Below are 23,637 nucleotides of genomic sequence, written 5' to 3'. Positions count from 1 at the left end.
TTGTAGCAAGGAGAAAGAGATTAATGATCTTTAATAGATACAATATCATGATTACACTACTGATGATTGCTGTTCTGACATTGTTCCTGTCCAATTACATCGGTACTCTCACCTGAACAGTCACATCCCCCTGCCACATTTCTTGCTCTACATACGAGTTAAGACCTCGCCCACTCCAGTAAATTCAAATAGCATCATATACACGGTCATGGAATTAATAAGAAAAAAATGAAACAAATACATTTACTTCTATCTTTTTCATGTAAAATGTATATAATTTAAGAGGTTAAATTATTATCAAGGAGCTCGATACATGAGAATAAAATTAGCGAAACGCGTTATCGTTGCAGTTCCAGTGATCACTCTATTGATGTCTTTACTGCCTATGTATACAATACCGGTCGCTTCTGCAAGCGAAAGCAACGTTTCCAGATCCCTGAACTGGCTGCAGAAGCAAACGGATCCGCCCTATTACCCTGCACAGTTGTCTCTTTCGCAAAATTACAGCGACGACTATACAGGGCATGTTGAAGGTAATGTGGACTTGTCTGCACTGCCGGATCATACTCTGAAGACCGTTCCACTCATCGAAAGTAATGAAAGCTATGCCAGTGGCTATACGGGTGAAGTGAGCGGAACCTGGAGAAATATCGATTCACCGAAAAACTATTCGGTCGTTATCTATGATAAGACCGATATGAACTATGAGATCGCAAGAGTTGGACTGAACAGTGATGGCACCTGGAATGCAGGTCAGTTGAGAATCCACGGCACGCCATCGATTGTGCTTGTCGATTCTGAAAATAAAATCCGTGCATATGCAGATCCGGATTCTGCGGAGCAGGTCGTGAGTGAGTATGAAGTATGGATCTACTCTGTGACGGATATGCCATACCTTCAGGCAAAGGTACCGATCAAGCAGAATGGAGACTTTTCAACCAGAAATCCGATAGATGTATGGGGACTTGATGAAGGTATTGCCAATGGCGTCAGTGCAGGCGGAAAAATTGCGAGAGTAGTTCGGGTTGCGGATGAAAAAGTATATGGGACAACAGAAGTGCCGAAGTATCAGTTGATTCGCTCATATCATGTACCGATTGATGACCCGGCGAGCATCTCAGGTGTCGACAGCAGAAGCTGGCTCTACGACGATGCTCTGGCGGTCATGGCCTTTTCCATGGCTGGAGACTATGGCAGAGCCTCTGCGATCCTCTCTTCACTGACGCAGTTGCAGAATGCGGATGGCTCTTTTGCCTTTTCCTATGACATCTATACAGGGCCGCTGGATGTAACGAAGAGAAGCGGTTCAATCGCGTGGGTGGGAGATTCTGTTATCAAATATGAAGAGACATTCGGAGATGCCACATATAGAGGACTGGCACTCCGTATTGCCGACTACTTGCTGACGCAGCAGGATCCAAGTACAGGAAGCATCAGGGGCGGACCGGACGTTAGGTGGTATTCCACCGAGCACAACATCGATGCCTACTTCTTCTTCCGGAACCTTGGAGAACTTACTGGGAACGAAAATTATACCCACACAGCAAAAGAAATTCAGAATGCGCTTTTGACTCATCATTGGAACCATGGGGAACAACGGTTCAACCAGGGAATCGGTGATCCGGCGGCTGCACTCGACACCAATTCATGGGGCGCCATCTTCCTCGAAGCGATAGGAAGATATGATCTATCTGAAACGGCAACCGCCTATATTGACCAGTTTGAAGTGAACAATGCTTCCATGTCGTTAAGCAATGACCCGCAATCATATAATATGTCCTATCAGACCTCTGCTGTCCTCTCCGGCTATAAACCGTATGGGGACGGGTATCCAGATGCGCCGAACGTCATCTGGACGGAAGGGACATGGGGGGTCATCAATCTGTTCATGAGACAAGGAAAAGACGTCAGTCATCTTGTCGACTCGATGTTTGCCATGCAGAATGCCGACCCGGAAGGCGGATTGGCCTATACCAATCAAGGCTACGCACCGCTCCCTTATAAATTGCACGTCTGGCCTTCTGCCGCTGGCACAGCGTGGCAGTATATTACAATGATGGATCCGAAAGGCATATGGGATGATGATAGAAATCATGAAACAGCAGAATCCTCTGCTGACTCTTCCATCCGTAATCCAGCAGACCTGGACTAGCATGGATTCAAGCACTTAAAAACGCCCTTCGGCCTGAGCACTTTTCCAAGTGTTCAAGTTGAAGGGCGTTAATTTTCATCTGAAACTGTAATTTAAAGATTATCTGAATGCCAGTATTGACTGGTAGTACGCCGCTACCGGGTGATAGTCCGTTTTAGGCGGTTTTGTCTTCACATTGCTATAAGGTTTGTTCTGTCTGTTCAACAGCTTGTACCAGCCACCGTGTTCGTGATCCATCAGGTATTCTGATGAATACTGGCACAGCTGATCGTAGACATCCCAGTAGAATGTTCTGTCTGTCTTTGCGGCCAGAAGTGAAGCGGCGGATATGGCTTCTGCCATCACCCAGTAGTTCTTGTCATCATCGATGACTTCCCTTTCCGGAGACAGTGCAAAAAGAATGCCGCCATGTTTTGGGTCGTAGCCCAATTCCCAGCCCTTATGGAAAAGATCCTCGGAAGTTTCAAGCATCCATGGTTCCGAACGATGGCGATCGAGCCACATCAGAAGCTTGCTCCACTCGAGCTGGTGGCCGGGAACAAAACCATATGGCCGGAATTCATCTTTTGTATTGTTCTTATTAAACTCGAAGTCCGGCTGCCAATCCGGTGTGTAGTTTTCCCAGATCATGCCGCCTGAGCGTTCCAGCAGCTTCTGTGTAACCGACTCGGCCAGAGTATAGGCACGGTCGAGATATTTCTGTTCGCCGGTCGCTTCGTAAGCCGTCAGCATGGCTTCACACAGGTGCATATTCGGATTCTGTCCGCGGTAGGATGATACCGTGTTCCATCCGGCATCCCACTCATCCTTATAGAGTGCATGTTCCGGATCCCAGAAGTATGTTTCCAGCACTTCGTAGACGTTATCCAGAATACTTTTAGCCTCCTCGATGCCCGCTTCATACGCGATAGCTGAAGCAAGCAGTGTAAAGGCATGCCCGTAGGCCATCTTCCGATCATCATTCACAGCAGTACCATCGAGTTCGAAGAAGTAGCCATTGTTATCATGATCCATGTGATGTGCCTTCAGGAAGCGGATGCCGTGGCGCGCCGATTCAAGGCACCAGTCAGGACCACCGAGTATCGCCCCTATGCTGAAGATATAGATATAGCGGTTCGTCGCGACCAGATGCTTTGTCGTCGTATCATTTATTGTTCCGTCATTGAGGAAGCCGTTGATATACCCGCCCTTGTCATGATCGATGCAGGCGGGATAATAGAAATCAAGAATTTTGAATATCTGCTCTTTCAATTCGGCTTGGTCCCTGAAGTTTATAGCTTGGTTGTCTGCATGTTCCATAAGAATCTCCCTCCCGGAAAAAATAAAACCTGCAGAAAAGTGGTGGTTCACTCTTCTGCAGGCATGAATAACGTTTAATTGTCCTGATATTGATTATGAGGATGTGTACATGCCACCATTGATGTGGATGAACTGTCCAGTCATATAGGCGGAGCCTTCAGATGCAAGCAGAACATAAGGTTCAACATGATCTGCAGGCTGACCAGGACGTCCAAGCGGTGAGGACACACCAAATGACTCCTGCATTTCCTTTGGCAGTGTTGCTGGAATCAATGGGGTCCAGATCGGACCTGGTGCCACACCGTTTACGCGGATGCCCTTGCTTGCGAGTTCCTGTGCCACAGAACGTACAAATGCAACAATGGCACCTTTAGTGGATGTATAGTCCACCAGTGATGGATTGCCGACATACGCATTGATGGAAGACGTATAGATCAGCGTATCGCCTGCCTGCATGTGTGGAATGGCCGCTTTTGTGAAGTGGACCATCGCAAAGAAGTTGACGTCAAATGTACGCTTCAGCTGCTCTGCACTGATGTCGACCACACTCTCCTTCACTTCCTGACGTGCAGCATTGTTGACCATGATGTTCAGTTTGCCGTGCTTCTGAACCACTTCCTCCACAACCTTGAAGCAGAATGACTCATCGACGATATCACCGGCATGCAGAGTACAATTGACACCTTCCTGTTCAATGCGCGCCTTGGTCTTTTCAGCATCTTCATGTTCATCAAGATAGACGATCGCTACATGAGCGCCCTCTTTTGCGTAACCGATTGCCACCGCTCTGCCGATACCGCTATCACCACCGGTAATCAGTGCAACCTTATCCTTCAGCTTGCCGGAACCCACATGGCTCTCCAGTTCATATACCGGTTCAGGCGTCATTTCACTTTCCACTCCAGGCTGCCTATCCTGTGTCTGAGGTTCTACGCCATCGGACATGTATGTCTGTTTATCAAGCTCACTCATATGAATGCCTCCTAGTAGTTTTTATAGTCAGTCTTCTAGATACCACTCCGGGGAGATACTTAAACAGATATTTATATCTCAAAGTCTTTTACTTTATAATGATAGAGATGAAAGGAGACATGAAACATGCAGATCAGAGAAATTAATGAAATACATCATGACCAGGAGGAATTGTCTCATCTATTCCAGGAAGTGATCGCTTCCGGCGCTTCCATGAACTATTTCCACCCGATGCACCACGAAACAGCAATGCGCTACTGGGAAGGTGTGCTGTCGGAACATGTCCGCCTCTTCGTGGCCATACTTGACGGTCAGATTGCTGGCACTGTTCAGCTGCACCTGAGCGACAAGGAAAACGGACAGCATCGTGCAGAAGTCGCCAAACTGATGACCCACCCGGTTTTCCGACGAAAAGGTGTCGGAAAAGCACTGCTGCAGCATGCAGAAAAGATGGCCACAGAGGAAAACAGATGGCTGCTGATGCTGGACACTGAAAAAGGCAGTGCAGCAAATGCCCTCTACTTGTCGGAAGGCTATCAACTCATTGGCGAGGTTCCCGCCTATTCGCAAGATCCGTTCGGAGAGTACAAGGATGGGAATGCCTACTACAAGCTTTTGAAATGATTATTTTGAGCAGAAAATCATATGATAAGATGAAAGATTCTATTTCTACAGGAGGTCGGTTCAGATGAGCAGTTCCAGCAATAGGATGAAACTGATTATTCCAAAGGGGTGTGACAATGCTCCGAGAAAGCAGATAGTCATTGATTTTACGTCCGCTCTATTGGAGCCAAATTATGAAATTGTTGAAGCTTACGCTCATGATTCTGTTGTATGGTATCAATTAAAAGTTGAACGAATAATAGAAGGTAGACGTTCATTGATTACTGCACTGCATGATGAGGATACAGGCACCATTGACTGTCTTGAAATCTATCAGGTCATCACTCACGGAAAATCCGCTTCAATCAATGGTGTGATTTCATATGCAGACGGTGCAAGAATCGATTTCTGTGATGTCTACGTGTTCAGCAATGCTGCAAAGTCCGGCAAAGTAAAGGAGATCAGGTCATATAGACTATAGATGTAAATGCAACTGTCGTTGCAAATTTCTGTTGAGTGAATATGGAAGGAGAAAATGAAATGAAGATCGAATCAAAGAGATTGAAGTTTCGAAGATACAAAAATGATGACTTTGACTTTCTGCTTTCATTATTAACCGATGCAGAAATGGTCAGGTACATTGGTGAGGGTCGGACAAGAAACAGAGAGGATGCCAAGAAATTTCTGGAGAGAATCCATTATATCTATGAACATGAACAGGGCTTGGGACTGATGATTCTGGAAGACAAGGAAACTGGTAGTCGGATTGGTCATGCGGGTCTGGTTCCCCAAACAGTCGGTGGCAGGAAGGAAGTCGAAATTGGATACTGGATTTCCCGCGCCCATTGGGGAAAGGGGTATGCAACTGAAGCAGCAATAGCCCTTAGAGACCATGGATTTGATGTTCTTAACGAAAAAAGACTCATTGCGCTCATTCAGCCTGGAAACATTGCTTCTATAAAAGTAGCGGAAAAAGTCGGAATGGCTTTAGAGAAAAAGATAAGTTTTCATGGTCAACACGTCCATTTGTATTCAATATCTAATCATTAACTTATTTTTTGATAGGATGCACTGACTGGATATCTTTTCTATAGAAAATTCATGACCATCCCCCTCCTGCTCAAATATATAATTATTTCTTTATCCCTACTTCACAATGGGTAATACTAACTATGCCATTTGAGTTGCATAACAATCGCTTGTGAAGGAGTTTTATGATGACTGAAAATAAATTTGTAATGATCACCGGGTCCACTTCCGGCATCGGTTTTGAACTGGCAAAACTGTTTGCAAAAGATAAATACGATGTGGCGATGTCCGGCTCGAGTGAAAAAATCTACGAGTCTGCAAAGGAAATCGAAAAAATGGGTGTTGAAGCCTACCCGCTTCAGGCGGATGCTTCCACTTACGAGGGTGTAGAGGATTTCTGGAAGTTTGTCGAGGCCAAAAATCGTAAGCTCGATGCTGCTGTACTGAACGTCGGTGTTAGTCTGGGTGGTGCTTTTATGGATAACAATCTTGATGAAGAGCTTAAACTCATCGATATAAACATCTCCGGGACTGTCCATACGGCCAAACGGGTCGTCAATCATATGGTACCGAATGGTGCAGGTAACATTCTGATTGTCTCTTCACTCTCTGCTACACTGCCTACGCCATATGAAACGGTCTATGGTCCTTCGAAAGCGTTCGGCTTCATGTTTGCCGAGGCGCTCAGAGAGGAACTTAAAGATACAGGCGTCAACGTGACCGCCATGCTGCCTGGGGCAACGAATACAGACTTTCACCACAATGCAGGCATGGATTCCACCTACTTCGGTGACGACAGCATCAAGAATGACAAGGAAGAAGTGGCCAGACAGGGCTATGAAGCGCTTATGAACGGTCTGGACCATGTCATCTGTGGAAATGAAGAAACGAAGCAGCAGGCAGAGGAAAATAGGAAAACACCTGAGCCCGTCAAGGCAGCGAACCACGCCAAGAAGGCCAAACCTCAGGAATAAGGAGAGAAAAACCATGAATACAGTTGAATTTCACAATGGCAATACAATGCCCCAAGTCGGACTTGGTGTCTTCAGAGTAGAAGATGGAGAAGGATGCAGGGATGCCGTCGCACACGCCATCATAAACGGCTATCGCAGCATCGACACAGCAATGATATACGGTAACGAAGAAAGCGTTGGTGAAGGCATCAAGGAAGGGATGAAGCATGCAGATATCGAGCGTTCCGATCTGTTCATCACTTCCAAGCTGTGGATTGATGATTTCGGTCGTGACAATGTGGAGGAAGCGTACAACACCTCACTTGAGAAACTCGATCTCGACTATCTGGACCTTTACCTCATACACTGGCCCGGAACCGATGAAGAACTGATGATTGAAACATGGCATGAGATGGAGCACCTGTTCAACAATGACAAGGTCAAAAATATCGGTGTCAGCAACTTCAATATTTCCCACCTTGAGAGACTGTTGCAGAAAACGGATGTTAAACCGGTCATCAATCAGGTCGAGTACCACCCCCACCTGGTTCAGAACGACCTGAAACTTTATCTGGAGTCTCGCAAGATCATCATGGAATCCTGGTCACCACTGATGAATGCAAAGATTCTTGACAATGAAACCATCAATGAGATTGCGAAAGAAGTCGGCAAGACACCCGCTCAGGTTGTCATACGCTGGAATATCGAAAATGGTCTCGTCACCATCCCGAAATCCGTGACCCCTGAAAGAATCGAAGAGAATATCGATGTGTTCGACTTCAGCCTGACTGATGCACAAGTCAAGCGCATCAACGCTTTGAACAAGGACCAGCGTATCGGTTCAGACCCTGCTACTTTTAACGGAAGAAAATAGAATTATGCCTGCAAGGCGGATGTCCAGTCCGCTTTGCAGGCATTTTTCATATACAAAAAGCAGGCGCTCAACGCCTGCTTATTATGTAGCCTTCGCCTATTCAGTTCCGTGCTTCCTTCACAGCCTGGACGGTATAGAATGTCACTTCCTGATCGATGATGTGATCCGGCTTCGCCTGTCCACGTTTCGCCTTATGTCCGGCAATATGGGCATCGCTCTTCTCCCACTGCTTCCACTTTTCCTCCGATTCCCAGCGGACCAGTGCAATCACCGTCTCCTCACCTTTTCTCGGCTTGCTGGTCATCGCAATGATATCAATAAACCCTTCCTGCTCCTCGATGATGCCCGGCTTGTTGAACTGCTCGACCATCTGATCGGCAAATCCTTCTTTGACTGTCATTTTTCTATGCATAATGAACATGATCATCGCTCCATTCCTGATTGATACCTCCATTCTAATTGATAATGTTTATCAATGCCAATCAGACCCCTTGATATGGTTTAGGTATAGTAAACTCTGCAAACAATATAGTAATAGGATAGAATAGTACATATACATAGCACCGTGAACTTATACTAGTATGAAAGGAGATGCATTCGTGGGAATCATTGAACAGAAAAGCCTGATGGGAATAATTATCGTTCAGCTTCTGCTGATCGGATTTCTGAACTTTGTTACACTCAGAAAGATCAGCATTTTGAACAGCAAGTATACTGGCCTGAAGGAAGAGTACAATCAGCTATTTGAAGACAGAAATAATCTATAATAAATATCAACATAGCAATACCGCCCACATGACTGTTCATGTGTGCGGTATTTTTGTCATAAACTATAAAATAAAAAAGATGGTTCTGAGAACGATATAGAAGACAAGGAAACCTAGCAATGCTCGAGAGTACTCTTTCTTACCTTCTTTATGAAATTTCACTATACCGAAGATGAGGAATGCGGGCAGGACTATGTAACCGACCAGAACATGATTGAATATGAAATCGAGCACTTCTGAATCCCCTTTTCAATTATGTGTGAATTCTTTTTCAATCTCCTACTGGAACAGTACCACAATATTTTTAACGATGATACATGCAACGACCAGAATGATGATGCTCGATATTTTATTCAGCATGACGAGATATCTACCGCTCGTATCGATTCTGCCGACTGCTTTGCCTGCGATGGCCAGACCGATGAACCATATCCATGATATGTATATGGTCGTCAGTGTGAAGGCGACTTTGTCAACTCCGCTGTAGGCAGTGGCACTTGTTCCGATGACACCGACAATATCCATGATGGCGTGCGGATTCAGGATGGAAACGGAGAATGCAAAGCTAATCTGCTTGAATGGGCCCATGGTGGCATGTGCATCCATATTCCCCGGCTTCTCATGCCAGAGCGACCAGGCCATGTAGAGAAGAAACGCCAGCCCGATTATGAAAAGGACAAGCTGCAGCGTTGGAAATGACAGCAGAATGACGGATACGCCGAGTACCGCCAGTGTAATCAGAGTGGTATCGCAAAGGCCTGCGGTGATGACGACAGGCAGTGTCTTTCTGAAACTCTGGTGATTTGCACCCTGGTTGAATATGAAAACATTCTGTGCACCGAGAGGGAGAATGAGTCCCAGTGCCAGTATGAATCCGTGTATGATTGCTTCAAACATCTATATGCCTCCTGCAGGTCAAGCTTTAATGGATGAAACTATATTTGCTGACCATTTTTCTTCACTCTGATACCAATATTGAAAATGATCAGGGCAACCGTACTGCAGATGAGGATGACCAATCCCATCGGCCAGGCAACCTGTTCACCTGCCAGTCCTACCAGCGGCGAAACAAGCGCACCACCGATGAAAGGCAGCAGTCCGAGTAGAGCCGATGCGCTACCCGCAGATTTTCTCTGATTCTGCATCCCCATGGAAAATGCCGTAGTAGATACAAGACCCACACTGGAAACGACGAGGAACAGCACAAGAATCATTACCATCAGTGGCAAGTTGAATACGATGACTGCGACCAGCCCAATGCTCCCGAAGAAGGAAACGAGTACACCAATCAGCAGAATTCTTGATTCCACCATGGAGCCGGCCAGTCTTCCTGCCAACTGGGCAGCGACAATGATGCCCACTCCATTCAAAGCGAAGATGAGTGAGAACTGCTGAGGAGAAACGTCATATATGTTCTGCAGCACGAATGGTGAACCGGCTATGTAGGCGAACATACTCGACATGATCAGTGCCTGAATGAATGCGATGGCCATGAAGGTCCGGTCCTTGAACAGCACATCGAAAGTCTTTACAACTGCAAAGACGTCCCCTTCAGACCGGTTTTCCGGATGCAGTGTCTCATCGAACAGCAATGCGACTGCAACAAGCAGCAGCAGTCCAATGGCTCCGATGATCAGGAAAACGACAGGCCAGGAACCGAAATTCAATACGAATCCGCCGGATATCGGTGCCAGTATGGGTGCCGCGCCATTGACCAGTGCCAACAGTGCAAATGCTTTGGTCAGATCCTTGCCTGCATACATATCACGAGCCGCCGCCCTCGCGATAACGATGCCTGCAGCGCCGGTAAAGCCTTGGATGAATCTTAAAAAGATAAAGACCCAAATATTATCGGTAAACGCACAGAATACCGACACGAGAGCATAGGCAGCCAATGTGTACAGCAACGGTCTCTTCCTGCCCTTTATATCGCTGAGCGGACCGAATATGAGCTGGCCAACCGCCAGTCCGATAAGACAGGCCGTCAGGCTCAGCTGTGCCAAGGAGGCAGTCGTATCAAGGTCAGTGGTTACAATCGGCAATGCAGGAAGATACATGTCCATCGATAGCGGTCCGATCGCTGTAAGCGTACCAAGCAGGACGATGACCCAGAACTTGCGGGATTTTTCTTCGTGATTCACATTCATGATTTCATCTCCTCTTCCGTACAATAATAAAAACCAGTATATCACTGGTTTATGGGGCTGACTATATTTGAATCGCCGAAGACTGAATGTACTTGTAACAAGAAATGATATCTCACGCTTTAAACACTATGTCATCATATGCATTACTCCAATGATAAGGCTGGAGCGCATTCAAGGCGTAGTATAAATTAAGGTTACGGTCCGATATATGTAATGGCATCGATAATCCGCTTGCAGTCTTCAAGCAGTTCTCTTTCGGCTTCATCTGTCAACCTCGCGCTCCTGGCCGCCGGATCAATGGCTTTGATTTTTTCACATAGTACATAACCAGTCGTTTTGTTGTTCTTGGTTCTCCCGTTGACAGCAACATGAGTTGGATAATTTTTGTTCGTGTTCGTAATCGGCAGAACCCAGATCAGGTCTGTGTGTCTATGTACATTTTCTTCTGAGACCACAATTGCAGACCGATAGCCTTGCTGCTCGTGTCCTTTCGCAGGTGACATATTGATTTTTATAATATCTCCGGCCTTGAAATACTTTGTCATATTCATCCCTCCAAAAATAAAGTCTGTACTCTTTTAATACAAGTTGAGTACAGACGCATCATTTTAAAAGATAGATTACCATTCTTCTTTTCCGATTGGTTCCGCTTCATCCCAAAGAGGTTCTGTTTCAGGTTTTTCACCGTCGTATCCGACAAATAGCTTCTGAAACGGTGTCAGTTTGTTCTTTGGAACCAGCGAAATGCGATTGGGCTCGACTTCCACTTCAAGCACCGTATCTTTTTCATCGAACCCTGCTTCTTTCAGAACTTCACGCGTGAGTCTGACGCCTTGGCTATTGCCCCAAGGGCGGATTCTAGCTTCGCGATGACCAATCTTTGCCTTATGCATACTGATCAACTCCCCGAGCATATTTATGATACTACAAGTATATCCCATGTATATACGTTTATCAATAGATGGCACTTGCCTGTTTATATCCTGGATCGACCGGACGTAGATTGACCGGTAGCTGAGAATTAGTCGTATTGCCCTAGTAATCCTTCACTTCTTTTCTTTCGGGCATGCCACTCTGTGCGCCGAGCTTCTGTATGGAGAGTGAGGCTGCTTTGTTTGCGAATGCTATCGCTTCATCCACCGTCCTGCCCTCAGCGAGGGCCACGGCGAGTGCACCATTGAATGTATCACCGGCACCTGTCGTGTCCGCCACTTCCACTTTGTGTGCTGGTACGGTGACCGGTTTGCCATTTTGATAGAAGATGGCGCCTTTTGCGCCATTTGTAATGATGAGCTTATCATGAAATTTCGGGAGACTACTGCCATCAAAGCCAAACAGTGCTTCTGCCTCGTGATCATTCGGAGTGATATAGGCCGCTTTCTCCCAATACTTGTCCCCAAGCTTCATGGCTGGTGCGGGATTGATAATGACCGGTACACTGTGACTGCTGCACAGTTCCAGTATGTATTCGATAGTGGATTGGGGAATCTCGAACTGGATGAGCACATAATCACTCGCTTGAATCTGTTTTGTGAACCTGTCGATATATTCAGTGTCCACTCTATTGTTCGCACCTGCAATGATGATGATCCGGTTGTCGTTATCACAAACGATGATATTGGCGAGGCCGGATGATATACCTGCTTCCACTATTACAGATTGCGTATCCACACCCTGCGACTCAAGGTTTTCCTGAAGTGTATATCCAAATGGATCATTCCCCACTTTGCCGATCATATGTACTTCTGCCCCGAGTCTGGCGGCAGCGACTGCCTGGTTGGCCCCTTTGCCACCGGGCAATGTTTTGAAGCTTTCTCCTCTGATGGTCTCCCCCTGTGCAGGCATTTCATCCGCAACAGTGACAAGATCCATATTGATACTGCCGATAACAGTGATCTTTGGATTTCCCATCCTACGCCACCTCACCATATGATTCGAGTACTGCTTCGAAAAGATCCCAGAATGCTTCCTGATCCACCTGATACGCAAAGTGTGTATTCGGGATTCTACCTGTTACACCAAGCAGGTCCACCGCTGTTGCACCGTAAGTGAACTCGCCTTTTGTCTCCACCGCCAGATGCACATGCTTGAAGTCGAAGAGTTCCGGCTTCAGCAGATACATGGTCGTACATGCGTCATGGATCGGGCCCCCTTCAAAGCCGAAGTGGTCTTCGTACATATCCCCAAAGAAGACGAGCAGTTCGGAAACGAACTTTCCAACCCGATTGTCCACTTTGGACAGCCGCTGCTGGATGTCTTTCGTCGCAATGACCTGGTGAGTCACATCCAGCCCGAACATGGTGACATGGATGCCGCTTTCGAATACGAACTTTGCCGCTTCAGCGTCGACATAAATGTTGAATTCGGCGGCCGGTGTCCAGTTGCCGAACGTGCCGCCGCCCATCAGTACAATCTCTTCTATCTTATGCTTTATTTCCGGCGCTTTATGCAGGGCCAGCGCAATGTTTGTCAGCGGTCCTGTCGGTACAAGCGTCACTTTTCCTTCCGACTGTAAGATCTGCTCCACGATGAAATCGACCGCATGTCCATCGTCCACCCTGCTCTTCGGGTTCGGCAGCACTGGACCGTCCATCCCCGAATCCCCATGGATTTCCGTTGCTATTTCACTTTTCCTGACGAGCGGCCTCTCGGCTCCCTGCACTACGGGTACATCGAGTCCAAGCAGGTCTTTGACCTTCAGGGCATTGGTTGTATTCTTCTGTACTTCCACGTTTCCCGCCACCGTCGTGATGCCGAGAATCTCAAGATTGCTCATTTTTGAAGCGGCAATGATGATCGAAATGGCATCATCATGCCCCGGGTCACAGTCCAGAATCACTTTTCTTGCTGTCATAATACACATCTCCTGTTATCAGTATGGATTGACGTGAACATTCACATCTTTGACTTCCTCGTGGTTGCTGAGCAGTGTCTGCTTGACTATACGCGCAATATGATGCCCTTCTTCAACAGTGATATCCGCATCTACACTGATTTTGATATCAATGATGACATAGGAACCGTGTGAACGTGCAATGAGACGATCGATCTGCCTCACCTTGTCGATATTGGTGACTGTCTCCCGCATCACGCGCGTCTCCTCATCATTCAGCACAACTTCCAGGCTGACGCTGACTGCTTCTTTGGCGAGCTGATAGCCCATATACATGATGATCAATGCAATGACGGCACTCGCAACCGGGTCCAGATAGCCGAGATATGGAATGCCGAAAGTGGCGCCGATGAGGGACAGCCCGATACCGACCAGAGCGACAACAGATGAAATGGCGTCCGAGCGGTGATGCCAGGCATCCGCAATCAGCGCAGGGCTTTTTATTTTAGTACCCAACCTGAATTTATACTGGAACAAAGCTTCCTTCACTACAATGGAGAAAATGATGATATAAAGTGCAATCATCGATGTATTGTTTTCCACATTTCCTTCAAGCACTGACAGTATGGCATTATAGATGATTTCAAAGCCAACAATGACAAGCAGAATCGCCACGATGAGTGTCGCCACATTCTCAGACTTCCCGTGACCGTATGGATGCTCCGTGTCCGGCGGTTTCTGCGCAGCACGGATGCCGACCAGTACCGCAACCGAACTCACGACGTCCGACGCAGAGTGCACCGCATCCGCAATCAGCGCCCGGCTGTTGCCGAGAATCCCACCGACTGTCTTCAATATTGCCAGCAGCAGATTGACACCGATGCCGATCATCGTCGCAATCTGTGCCTTCTTATATCTATTGCTATTGCTCATGTTTCAGCCCTCTTTTATATGAGTTTTCAATTCATTCTAACAGTGTTCCCGAAATTATTGAACAGAAAGCGTCTGTGGAAGTAAAAGGTGACCTTCAAATATCACATTGAACAAAGAAGAAGAGGAAGTCTGATCGACTTCCCCTTTCCTATTTCCTATTCAGTCAACTTGAAAAATGCGATCAGCCCGATGGATGAAGTAACGAACAGTATTGCTCCCATTGGAACTGCAGATGCTTCATTGATACCTGCGAGAGGGGAAAATACAGCACCCAGCAATAGCGGCAGCATGCCGAGAACCGCACTCGCACTGCCAGCCTGCCGGCCTTGCTGGGCCATGCCGAGTGTGAACGTACTTGTGAGTGTCATGCCCATCGTCGTCATATAGATGAAGATCAGTATGACAATCGCAGCCAGTGGCCCTTCAATAATGGTCATGATGAGCAGCAGGAAGGTTGCGCAGACTGCAGTGATGACGGCAGTTTTGAGCAGCTGCTTCTCATGGATGATGCCACCCAGTCGGCCGATGATGAAACTGCCGATGATGATGGCCAGCCCATTTATGCCAAACAGTATGCTGAAAGTCTGAGGAGAGACGCCGTAGATTTCCTGATAGACAAATGGCGTGCCGGAAACATAGGCGAAGCTGCCGCCGTGAACGAATCCGACGATGACTGCATAGCCGATGAATGTACGGTCGGTAAACAGGCTACCCATTGTACGGATGGATGCTTTAGTTGAACGTGGAATGCGCTTCTCAGGTGGCAATGTCTCCTTGAGCCCCACGCCCACAATGATGACAATGATCACTCCAAGAATGGCCAGGAACAGAAATATGGTATGCCAGCTGGCAAAAGGCAGCAGCAGTATCGCTCCCCCTGCAATCGGCGCAGCCATCGGTGCAATCGCGTTGATGACCATCAGCAGAGAAAAGAACTTCGACAGCTCCCTGCCGCTGAATACATCACGCACCACAGCACGGGACAGCACCACTCCGGCTGCAGCCGTGAAACCTTGTAGAAATCTCGCTGCAATCAGTACATATATATTCGGTGACAGTGCACAAAATAATGATGACACCACAAATAATGATGTGTATACGATCAGCGGCTTCTTCCTGCCGTCCGAATCACTGATGGGCCCTATGATAACCTGGCCAAAAGCAAGCCCGAGCAGGCATGCCGTCAGGCTGACCTGTACTAGTGATGGACTCGTGCCGAGATCCTGTGCAATATCCGGAAAACTCGGGAGATACATATCAATATTGAGCGGCCCCATGATGGCAAGCAGTCCTAGAAGTAAAGCAAGTCCCAGCCGTTTTTTCCCGGTGGGATTATGTAGGATTGAATCCTGATTGATCTGATTGATATGACCACCTCCGAACTCATTCTATGCCAAGTGGGCTCGAGACACAATAAGGAAGATTTATTGCTTGAAATAAATGCGATAGTTTTCCGGCTCTGCCTCCCTATCTTGGACAACTGTAATTCCATTGAATTATTATCATCTCTAAATATCATAAGGTCATCAGGGTATACAATGTAGAAGGAAGGAGTGTTTGAATGACACATAAAGTCTGGTTTCGATCAGCTGTCGCTATTATTTTCTTATTATTAATCATCCGTTTGTTTATTGATGTTCAAGAGATATTCTCTCCAATCGTTGTGATTGCACAGACCATCTTTCTCCCGCTGCTGATTGGCGGGGTACTTTTCTATCTGACAAGGCCTGTACTGTATTTTCTGGAGAGAAAAGGATTTCCCAAATGGACGGCCATACTGCTTATTTTTGTAATGCTGGGCGCAATCATCTGGCTGGCCTACATCCTTATTGCACCCATTGTTTCCAGTCAGATCAATTCTTTAGTGAATAATGCGCCACAAATCATCAGAAATGCTGAAGAGTATGGACGATCTCTCCTGAGTCAGCGTGAACACTTGCCGAATTCCATACAGCAGCAGGCGAATAATCTGGCCGGACAATTCTCCGACCGCGCTTCCAGCGTTGGCTCATGGATTGCAACGTTCCTGTCGGGACTGTTCTCTGGAATACTTACCCTTATTCTCGTCCCTTTCTTCCTGGTCTACATTCTGATCGACCACCACAAGTTCGCGCCGTTCGTCACCCATTTCTTCACTGGAGAAAGACGCACATGGCTGCGTAAAACTCTGCATGATGTGGATGAAACGCTGAAGTCCTATATCGTCGGACAACTGTTTGTCAGTCTATGTGTCGGTATCATGCTGCTGATCGGCTACCTGATCATCGGACTTGACTATGCAATCCTGCTGGCCCTTGTCGGTGTGGCAACCAATGTAATACCATTTCTTGGCCCCTATCTTGCGGTCGTCCCTGCAATTATAGTCGCCCTGGTGCAAGATCCGGTCATGGCTTTGTACGTGGCTCTGATCATGCTCATCGCACAGCAGATTGAAGGGAACCTGATTACACCCAACATCATGGGCAACGCATTGAACGTCCACCCTCTGACAGTCATCACAATAATACTCGCTGCCGGTAATATTGCAGGAATCTGGGGCATCATACTCGCAGTTCCATTCTATGCAGTATTGAAAACCATCGTGACCAACATCTACTCGAAACGGAAGGAAATCACACAGCGGGCAAGAGAAGATCTCTACTGATGGAAACAGATATATTAATGGCACAGTTCAGACGAACTGTGCCATTTTTATTTCGGTATCATCGGCGATATGTCAGAGGCTTCACTGATATCCAAATAAAAGTACCAGACCCTGCATTCAGGATCTGGTACTATTCTGTGCTATTTCGGTTCATTTTCAACGAGTGTCTCCACGTCGGAGACAATTTCATCGAGAGCGAACTCGGTATCACCGGTATCGACGCCGGAATAGTCTTTGATGATCTTGCCGTTCTGATCGATCAGATAGAAGCTGATGCCATGGGTCACCTGATTGCTGCCTTCTGGTGGCGGTGCCACGATGGTCTTGAAGTTGCTTTCTGCAAAGTTTCTGATGAAATCATAATCATATCCGGTCACCATCTGCCATTCTGTTGATTCCGGTACATCGTAGTATGAAAGATAATCCGTCAGCACTTCCGGTGAATCGGTTTTCGGATCGACTGAAAAGCTGATGACGCCGTAATCCTCAATACCTTTTTCCTCAAGCGTGTTGACCACCTGAGTCATATTTGCCGTCATCGGCGGACATACGGTGGCGCAATTGGTGAATATGAAATCCAGCAGCCATACTTTGCCTTCCATGTCTGCCTTCGTAAATGTTTCTCCATTCTGATTGGTCACTTCAAAATCATCGATTGTATTCCCGTAACGGGACATGACTTCGACTCCGGAGGAGTTACATGCTGATAATGCCAATGCTAGAACAAAAACTATGGAAATTAACTTCCTCATTCAAAACCCTCCGATTAATCTTTGAATTTAACTATATCAAATAAATTCTGGAGGGCAACAAGAAAAAAGGCATATTTTGTGAAAAGAGTATGGCGTATTTATTTCTATCTTGTAATCGAAGGCGTTAATTCTGCTCTTTCATGAATAAAGTCAGTACCAGTCCCACGCCGGCCATCACTGCCGAAAAGACGAAGGACATGTTTACACCTGTGATCTCTTCTGATACAGATGGCGCACCTGAAGACAGGTTCAGTGCCACTCCGGTCATGATGGTGACCATGACGGCGGTGAAGATCGAACCGCCGATCTGCCGCATCGTGTTGTTCATGGCAGTCCCGTCTGGAATGAGATCGTCATGCAGTGCATTCATCGCAAAAGTGGTCAGCGGCATCAGTGTCAGTCCCGTTCCGAGCAGTCTGAAGGTGTAGACGACGGCCAGATAGGTGAAGGTCGTCTCCTGGTTCAGGAAGGACATCAGAATGGAAGTGACAAGGATGAGTGCCATGCCGAGGAATGTCAGAATCCGTATGCCGAACTTGTCGAACAGCACACCGGCGATCGGCATGGTTACACCCATGATCAGTGCCCCGGGCAGCAGTGCGAGTCCCGATTCAAAGGGTGTGTAGCCGAGCATGTCCTGCATGAGTACAGGCAGAATGTTGTTGGCACTGACCATGGACGTGAAGACGATGACGCCGACCAGCGAGCTGATGAGGAAGTACCGGTTTTTGAATACACTCATCTCGAGAATCGGCTGATTGAGCCCGAGCTGGCGTCTGGTAAAGATGGCTACAAGGATCATGCCGGCAATGATGGACAGGAGGACAAGCGGGTCGCCCCACCCTCTCGTGCCGGCCACGGAGAAGCCATAGAGCAGACCACCGAAACCGAGCGTGGATAGCACGATTGAAGGGATGTCCACTTTCGGGTCTGTCTGATGCGTGACGTTGCGCATTGAAAAGTAGGCCAGAATGAAGTTCGCGAGTACGAGCGGCAGCACAATCAGAAACAGTGTGCGCCATGGCCAGAAGCCGACGATGTATCCGGAGAGCGGTGGACCGATTGCCGGTGCCACACCGATGACCAGACCATAGTACCCCATCGCCCGTCCCCGCTGCTCCAGTGGAAACTGGGTCAGTAGGATGACCTGCGTCAGCGGCATCATGATGCCAGCTGCAATCCCCTGCAGGATTCTGCCACCGAGCAGCACGGGATAGATGGGTGCCACAGCGGCAAGTACTGTACCCATAATGAAAATCGCCATACCCAGCAAGTACAGACGCCTGGATGTGAATTTATGGATCAGGAATGCCGATACCGGAATCATGATGCCATTGACGAGAAAGAATCCTGTCGTCAGCCACTGTGCTGTGCTGAATAGAATGCCGAAAGCTTCCATGATCGGCGGCACGACAGTGACAAGCAGCATCTGGTTGAGCAGGACAAGAAACGATCCCATCATCAATGTGGCGATCAGTACCGACTTCTGGCTCGGCCTATAGGCCATTCTAATTTGCATCGTCTCACTACTTCCCCATGGTTCCCCATTGTTTTATTTGAAACGCGCTGTACTGCGTTCGTTGACTGCACTGACTTCGAGGATGTTCTCCATCCGTTCCTTCAGTTCCTCGACATGCGAGATGATGCCGACCATCTTGCCGCTCGTCTGCAGCTCGATCAGCGTATTCACAGCCATATCGAGTGTCTCGGGATCGAGCGTCCCGAACCCTTCATCAATCAGCATCGTGTCGAGGCTGATGCCGCCGGATTCCTGCTGCAGCGCTTCATTCATCGCAAGCGCCAGCGTCAGTGCCGCCTGGAACGATTCCCCGCCGGACAGTGAAGTGATGTGGCGGGAGCGGTTGTTGTAGAAGTCGAACACTTCGATATCAAGGCCTGTCTTGCGGTTGCTTCTGTTCGTGCTGCGTCTCAGTTCATAGCGGTGGTTCGTCATTTCAAGCAGTCTGGTGTTGGCTATCTCGAGTATGCGGTCGAGATAGTATGTGAGCACATAGCGCTCGAGCGACACTTTCTGCTCGTTCCTGCCGGATACGGCGTCGACCAGTTCGATCAGCGACTGGATCTCACCCAGTGCCGCTTCATAATCAGCAATCAGCTTGCGGATGGCATCCTCTGTCCTGCTGTTATGCTCTAGCTGGGCTTCGAGCCGCGCTTTCTGATTCGTCAGCGTCTCACTGTGTGCGGTCAGCTGTTCAATTTCTTTCTGCTCTCCTGTGGTATCCTGCAGCGACTCTGTTTCCAGTGTTTCCTCCAATGCATGCTGTCTTGTCTCAAGCAGTGCCTTCTGGCTGTGATGCTCCTTGACCGTCTGCTCCATGGAATGAATGTCCGAACGTTCAAGCAGTGTGAGCATCTGTTCCCGGTCACTCTTCATCCTGTCTGCAAATGTATCGATCTCAGGTGACAGTGTCCTGAGCTGTCCAGTGACTTCATCCAGCTGTTTCTGAAGATAGGACTGCTTTTCCTCGAGCCGTGATTTCTGCTCCCGATATTCAAGATGCCCCTGTTCATTCTCTTTGACCTGGGCCTTATAGTCTTCCAGTGACCGCTGGCATTTATGATGCATTTCGGCGAATGTTCTGTAGTCATCATAGCTTGTCTGCGACTTGAATTCCGATAGAAGCGACTCGGCATGGCTGAGCGCGTGATCAATATTATTCTCTTCAAGCCTGTTGTCATTCAGTTTCCTGTTCAGTTCACTCTGCTGTCTTTCGAGTTGCTGCCGCGCTTCAAACCGCTGCTTCTCTGCCTCGATACGCCGCTTCAGATTCAGCTGCTGCCGTCTGAACGTCTCAAGCAGAGCGTTCAGTGCATCCATGTTTTGGCGTACTTTATCATCGAGCAGTGCATCGACGACATCGAGACGTCTGACTTTGCTGCCTCTATCAGCACTTAGTGCCTCGAGGTCCGCTTCAAACGCCTTGAACGCCGCCTCATCCGCTTCAGACAAATACGCATGTGCTTTCGGCAAAGTCTGTACTGTCTGCTGGCATACCGGGCATGGTGTACCAACTTCAAGATGTCCGATCAGATGCTCAATATGGGCACCATCCTCAGCAGAATAAAGACTTTTCAGTGCATCCCGCTTTGCCTGGCGTTCAGAATCGATGCGTGCATGCTGCCGGTCGATTTCCTCGATGTCAGCCGTCAGAGCGGCGTGTTCGGCGTCATACTGACCCAGTTCACGCTCTGTACTGATGGCCTGTTCGAGTGCGGATATTTCGTTGTCGATCACGTAGCGTTCCTGGTTCATCCTTTCGGACTGTTCACGATTCCATCGATCCGAACCGAGATTTTCTCCAATGGTTTCAAGTTCTATGGAAATTCCATCATTCTCTTCATTGATTTCCGACTTGCGGGCTTTTAATGACATAATCGTCTCATTGATATTTTCCATCTCTTCATTATGCATGAACCGCTCTGTCCTATTCAGCCACGTCTCTGCCCGCCTGTAGAAGTCATCCTTCTCCTGCAGTGCTTCCCGCTTCTTATCGAGTTCTTCGAGTGCTGACTCAATGCCTGATGACTGTGTTTTCAGTTCTGCCAGTTCACTCTCAGTCCGTGATCTATGCATTTCTGCGTTCGACTCGGTGCGCAGTTTATATTCCATCTCCTTGACGGCACGATAGCTTTCTATTTCCGCTTCGAGCGACTGGATGCGGGAGGCGTCACTTTCAAGTGATGCCAGACTGGTTCTGACCTTCTCCACTTCTTCAATCCGAGTGTTGTTCTCTTCCTTCTGCTTGAGCAGACCTTTCAGCGTATCGAGCCGTTCCTTATTTGTGCCGAGTGCCTGGTCGACCTCCGTCTTCCTTTTTTCAATGATCGCCTGGATCTTGTCGATGGTCTCCATCCTTTTAGTGAAAGTCGGGAATTCGACCTCGAGCAGTTCAGCCACTTCCGGATGCTCCTCGCCAGTAATGGTATTGAAGCGTTCGGCAATCTTCGTCTCCACCATCTCACTGCCCTTGAGCTTCTCCTTCTTCAGTTCGTTCAGTTTGTGCTCGAACTTGACGAAGCGCTCGGTCCGGAACAGTGTCCTCAGTATCTCCTGCTTCTGTTCGCTTGAAGAGGTCAAAAGCCTTTTGAATTCGCCCTGCGGCAGAATCAGAATCTGTCTGAACTGGTCGGCATTCAGCTGGAGTATTTCAAGAATCATCGACTTCACACCATTGATGCTGCCTTCAAGCACTTCCCCATCTGCATCATAGAGCACCGCCTTCGGCGGCACAGGTGTCTTTCTGCCCGCCTTCTGATAGGACAGCGTCCGCTCGATGGTGTACCTTCTGCCCCTGATTTCAAAGGACAGGCGGATGCTGCTGATGTCATCGTCCGTCGCAAACTGGCTTCTGACCGATCCTTCGGCCCGGTCGCTCGTCGACAGTGTGCCATAAAGTGCATAGGTGATGGCATCGAATATCATCGTCTTGCCCGACCCCGTGCGACCGCTGATCAGAAACATGCTGTCGGATACATCATCAAAATCTATGGTCTGGTTCTCGAAAGGACCGAAGTACTGCATCCTAATCTGTATCGGCTTCATCTGCATCACCTTTGAAATAAGTATTGAATATTTCCCGCTGGTATTCCGTCAGCGGTTCCCCGTTCACGTTCTCGATGAACGATTCGAAGATCTCTCGGTCACTCGATTGGTGCGCATCGACTGCTGTCACTGCATGCTCGCGCTTTTCGACGAGCGGGCGCAGCTCCATGACATTCGGGTAGATCATCTTGAGCTTTGCCATCGGGTCATTGATATGGCTCATTCCGGACAGTTCGAATTTGAAGTAGGCCGACTTGTCTAGGAATGCCACCTTTTCATTGATGACATCTTCGAATGTACCCTGGTAGTGGACGAGATCCCGCTGCTGCTGCAGCGGAATAAACCTGCATTTCGTCCCTGCGTCCGTGTCCACCATGCGGAAGCCTTTCGGCTGCTTCGCTTCGGAAAATGAATACTTCAGAAGCGACCCGCTGTAGAATATGCGCTCGTGTGTGATCGCAAACGGATGGTGCAGATGGCCGAGCATGATAAGGTCGAATGCTTCGAAAAGGTCCGCCCCGACCTCTTCCGACAGTCCGATGGACAGCGGACGCTCGGAGTCGGATGCCTTGCCGTCCGAGATGAACATATGGCCGACCAGTACATTATAGGCATCCTTGTCCATGACTTCGGCAATCTCTTTGGTAATCCGTCTGTACACATCATGATGGGACCGGATTGTGTCATCATCAAAGAACACCTTTGCCTCGAGCACATCCATATGGGGCACCATATAGAAATGATGATCATCGATCACTACAGGTGCCGTTATGTCTTCAAGTGATGTCCGCATATGATAGTTGCTTTTTTCAAACCAGTAGCTGCCGTAGTCGAGCCGTGAGCGGCTGTCATGATTGCCGCTGATGGCGAGCACCGGTATGCCTTTTTCTATATTGATCTTATAGAGATACTCGTTGACGAGCTTCAGCGCCGACTGGGAAGGGTTGCTCCGGTCGAATACATCCCCTGCCACGACGACCAGGTCGATAGATGCCTCATCCATATGTTCGAGCATCTGGTCCAGCATATGCCGCTGATCCTCCAGAAGATCGACACCGTTGAGTCGTTTTCCGATATGCCAGTCACCAGTATGTATAATTTTCATTTAAACCACC

The 23,637-nt window shown here is 48.1% G+C and carries 23 protein-coding genes; 8 read left to right on the top strand and 15 right to left on the bottom strand.

From position 1 onward, the window contains the following. The first annotated feature begins 313 nt into the window (after positions 1–313). A complete protein-coding gene (locus J4760_RS01975) occupies positions 314–2,152 on the top strand; it encodes a hypothetical protein (protein ID WP_237604607.1) in 1,839 nt (612 codons plus the stop codon). 99 nt (positions 2,153–2,251) lie between these two features. Here J4760_RS01975 and J4760_RS01970 read toward each other — a convergent pair whose 3' ends face one another. Together J4760_RS01970 and J4760_RS01965 are read right to left on the bottom strand one after the other, a co-directional pair. After that, complete coding sequence (locus J4760_RS01970) at positions 2,252–3,451, bottom strand: AGE family epimerase/isomerase (RefSeq protein WP_237604606.1); 1,200 nt, start codon at positions 3,449–3,451, stop codon at positions 2,252–2,254. A gap of 93 nt (positions 3,452–3,544) precedes the next feature. Continuing rightward, positions 3,545–4,423, bottom strand: coding sequence for an SDR family oxidoreductase (locus J4760_RS01965; protein ID WP_237604605.1), 879 nt, complete (start codon positions 4,421–4,423; stop codon positions 3,545–3,547). A 126-nt stretch (positions 4,424–4,549) separates the two neighbouring features. Here J4760_RS01965 and J4760_RS01960 point away from each other — a divergent pair, with 126 nt between their 5' ends. The 5 genes from J4760_RS01960 (at position 4,550) to J4760_RS01940 (ending at position 7,882) form a co-directional block, all read left to right on the top strand. Then, positions 4,550–5,047 carry a GNAT family N-acetyltransferase gene (locus J4760_RS01960; protein ID WP_237604604.1) on the top strand — a complete coding sequence of 166 codons (498 nt, stop codon included), beginning with the start codon at positions 4,550–4,552 and terminating at the stop codon, positions 5,045–5,047. Between the two features lie 256 nt (positions 5,048–5,303). Then, the gene (locus tag J4760_RS01955) at positions 5,304–5,507 is read left to right on the top strand and encodes a hypothetical protein (RefSeq protein WP_237604603.1); all 204 of its coding nucleotides are present in this window, start codon (positions 5,304–5,306) and stop codon (positions 5,505–5,507) included. A 59-nt stretch (positions 5,508–5,566) separates the two neighbouring features. After that, the gene (locus tag J4760_RS01950; protein ID WP_237604602.1) at positions 5,567–6,076 is read left to right on the top strand and encodes a GNAT family N-acetyltransferase; all 510 of its coding nucleotides are present in this window, start codon (positions 5,567–5,569) and stop codon (positions 6,074–6,076) included. Between the two features lie 167 nt (positions 6,077–6,243). Then, positions 6,244–7,029, top strand: coding sequence for an SDR family NAD(P)-dependent oxidoreductase (locus J4760_RS01945; RefSeq protein WP_237604601.1), 786 nt, complete (start codon positions 6,244–6,246; stop codon positions 7,027–7,029). A gap of 13 nt (positions 7,030–7,042) precedes the next feature. Next, complete coding sequence (locus J4760_RS01940; RefSeq protein WP_237604600.1) at positions 7,043–7,882, top strand: aldo/keto reductase; 840 nt, start codon at positions 7,043–7,045, stop codon at positions 7,880–7,882. Between the two features lie 100 nt (positions 7,883–7,982). Here J4760_RS01940 and J4760_RS01935 read toward each other — a convergent pair whose 3' ends face one another. Continuing rightward, complete coding sequence (locus J4760_RS01935; RefSeq protein WP_237604599.1) at positions 7,983–8,303, bottom strand: antibiotic biosynthesis monooxygenase; 321 nt, start codon at positions 8,301–8,303, stop codon at positions 7,983–7,985. Between the two features lie 178 nt (positions 8,304–8,481). Between J4760_RS01935 and J4760_RS01930 the strand changes: the two genes are divergently transcribed. Next, positions 8,482–8,649: a hypothetical protein gene (locus tag J4760_RS01930; protein WP_237604598.1), complete on the top strand. Its 168-nt coding sequence runs from the start codon at positions 8,482–8,484 to the stop codon at positions 8,647–8,649. Between the two features lie 279 nt (positions 8,650–8,928). On the opposite strand, the gene J4760_RS01925 is transcribed toward J4760_RS01930, so the two are convergent. The 8 genes from J4760_RS01925 to J4760_RS01890 form a co-directional block, all read right to left on the bottom strand. Beyond that, a complete protein-coding gene (locus tag J4760_RS01925; RefSeq protein WP_237604597.1) occupies positions 8,929–9,546 on the bottom strand; it encodes a LysE/ArgO family amino acid transporter in 618 nt (205 codons plus the stop codon). A gap of 38 nt (positions 9,547–9,584) precedes the next feature. Next, a complete protein-coding gene (locus tag J4760_RS01920) occupies positions 9,585–10,799 on the bottom strand; it encodes a multidrug effflux MFS transporter (RefSeq protein WP_370637540.1) in 1,215 nt (404 codons plus the stop codon). 191 nt (positions 10,800–10,990) lie between these two features. Beyond that, the gene (locus J4760_RS01915; RefSeq protein WP_237604595.1) at positions 10,991–11,341 is read right to left on the bottom strand and encodes a type II toxin-antitoxin system PemK/MazF family toxin; all 351 of its coding nucleotides are present in this window, start codon (positions 11,339–11,341) and stop codon (positions 10,991–10,993) included. A 75-nt stretch (positions 11,342–11,416) separates the two neighbouring features. Then, positions 11,417–11,689 carry an AbrB/MazE/SpoVT family DNA-binding domain-containing protein gene (locus J4760_RS01910; protein ID WP_237604594.1) on the bottom strand — a complete coding sequence of 91 codons (273 nt, stop codon included), beginning with the start codon at positions 11,687–11,689 and terminating at the stop codon, positions 11,417–11,419. 142 nt (positions 11,690–11,831) lie between these two features. Then, on the bottom strand, positions 11,832–12,707 hold the full coding sequence (gene rbsK, locus J4760_RS01905; RefSeq protein WP_145285619.1) for a ribokinase: 876 nt from the start codon (positions 12,705–12,707) through the stop codon (positions 11,832–11,834). Between the two features lies 1 nt (position 12,708). Then, positions 12,709–13,650 carry a nucleoside hydrolase gene (locus J4760_RS01900; protein WP_145285616.1) on the bottom strand — a complete coding sequence of 314 codons (942 nt, stop codon included), beginning with the start codon at positions 13,648–13,650 and terminating at the stop codon, positions 12,709–12,711. Positions 13,651–13,668: 18 nt separating this feature from the next. After that, entirely contained in the window at positions 13,669–14,562 is an 894-nt protein-coding gene (locus J4760_RS01895; RefSeq protein WP_145285613.1) for a cation diffusion facilitator family transporter, read from the bottom strand. Positions 14,563–14,717: 155 nt separating this feature from the next. After that, the gene (locus J4760_RS01890; protein WP_237605033.1) at positions 14,718–15,905 is read right to left on the bottom strand and encodes a Bcr/CflA family efflux MFS transporter; all 1,188 of its coding nucleotides are present in this window, start codon (positions 15,903–15,905) and stop codon (positions 14,718–14,720) included. 218 nt (positions 15,906–16,123) lie between these two features. Here J4760_RS01890 and J4760_RS01885 point away from each other — a divergent pair, with 218 nt between their 5' ends. Continuing rightward, the gene (locus J4760_RS01885; protein WP_237604593.1) at positions 16,124–17,206 is read left to right on the top strand and encodes an AI-2E family transporter; all 1,083 of its coding nucleotides are present in this window, start codon (positions 16,124–16,126) and stop codon (positions 17,204–17,206) included. A 140-nt stretch (positions 17,207–17,346) separates the two neighbouring features. On the opposite strand, the gene J4760_RS01880 is transcribed toward J4760_RS01885, so the two are convergent. From J4760_RS01880 to J4760_RS01865, 4 genes are all read right to left on the bottom strand, one after another. Further along, complete coding sequence (locus J4760_RS01880) at positions 17,347–17,883, bottom strand: SCO family protein (protein ID WP_237604592.1); 537 nt, start codon at positions 17,881–17,883, stop codon at positions 17,347–17,349. 199 nt (positions 17,884–18,082) lie between these two features. Next, complete coding sequence (locus tag J4760_RS01875) at positions 18,083–19,477, bottom strand: MDR family MFS transporter (RefSeq protein ID WP_237604591.1); 1,395 nt, start codon at positions 19,475–19,477, stop codon at positions 18,083–18,085. A 33-nt stretch (positions 19,478–19,510) separates the two neighbouring features. Further along, on the bottom strand, positions 19,511–22,522 hold the full coding sequence (locus J4760_RS01870; RefSeq protein ID WP_237604590.1) for an AAA family ATPase: 3,012 nt from the start codon (positions 22,520–22,522) through the stop codon (positions 19,511–19,513). After that, positions 22,503–23,627, bottom strand: a complete 1,125-nt coding sequence (locus tag J4760_RS01865) for an exonuclease SbcCD subunit D (protein WP_237604589.1) — start codon at positions 23,625–23,627, stop codon at positions 22,503–22,505. The genes J4760_RS01870 and J4760_RS01865 overlap by 20 nt, the downstream gene beginning before the upstream one ends. Positions 23,628–23,637: the final 10 nt, after the last annotated feature.

The organism is Salinicoccus sp. ID82-1 (genome assembly GCF_021991715.1).
In the GTDB taxonomy this organism is placed as follows: Bacteria; Bacillota; Bacilli; order Staphylococcales; family Salinicoccaceae; genus Salinicoccus; species Salinicoccus cyprini.
Note: the sequence above shows the minus strand (reverse complement) of the source record. Positions and strands in the feature narration are given on the sequence as shown.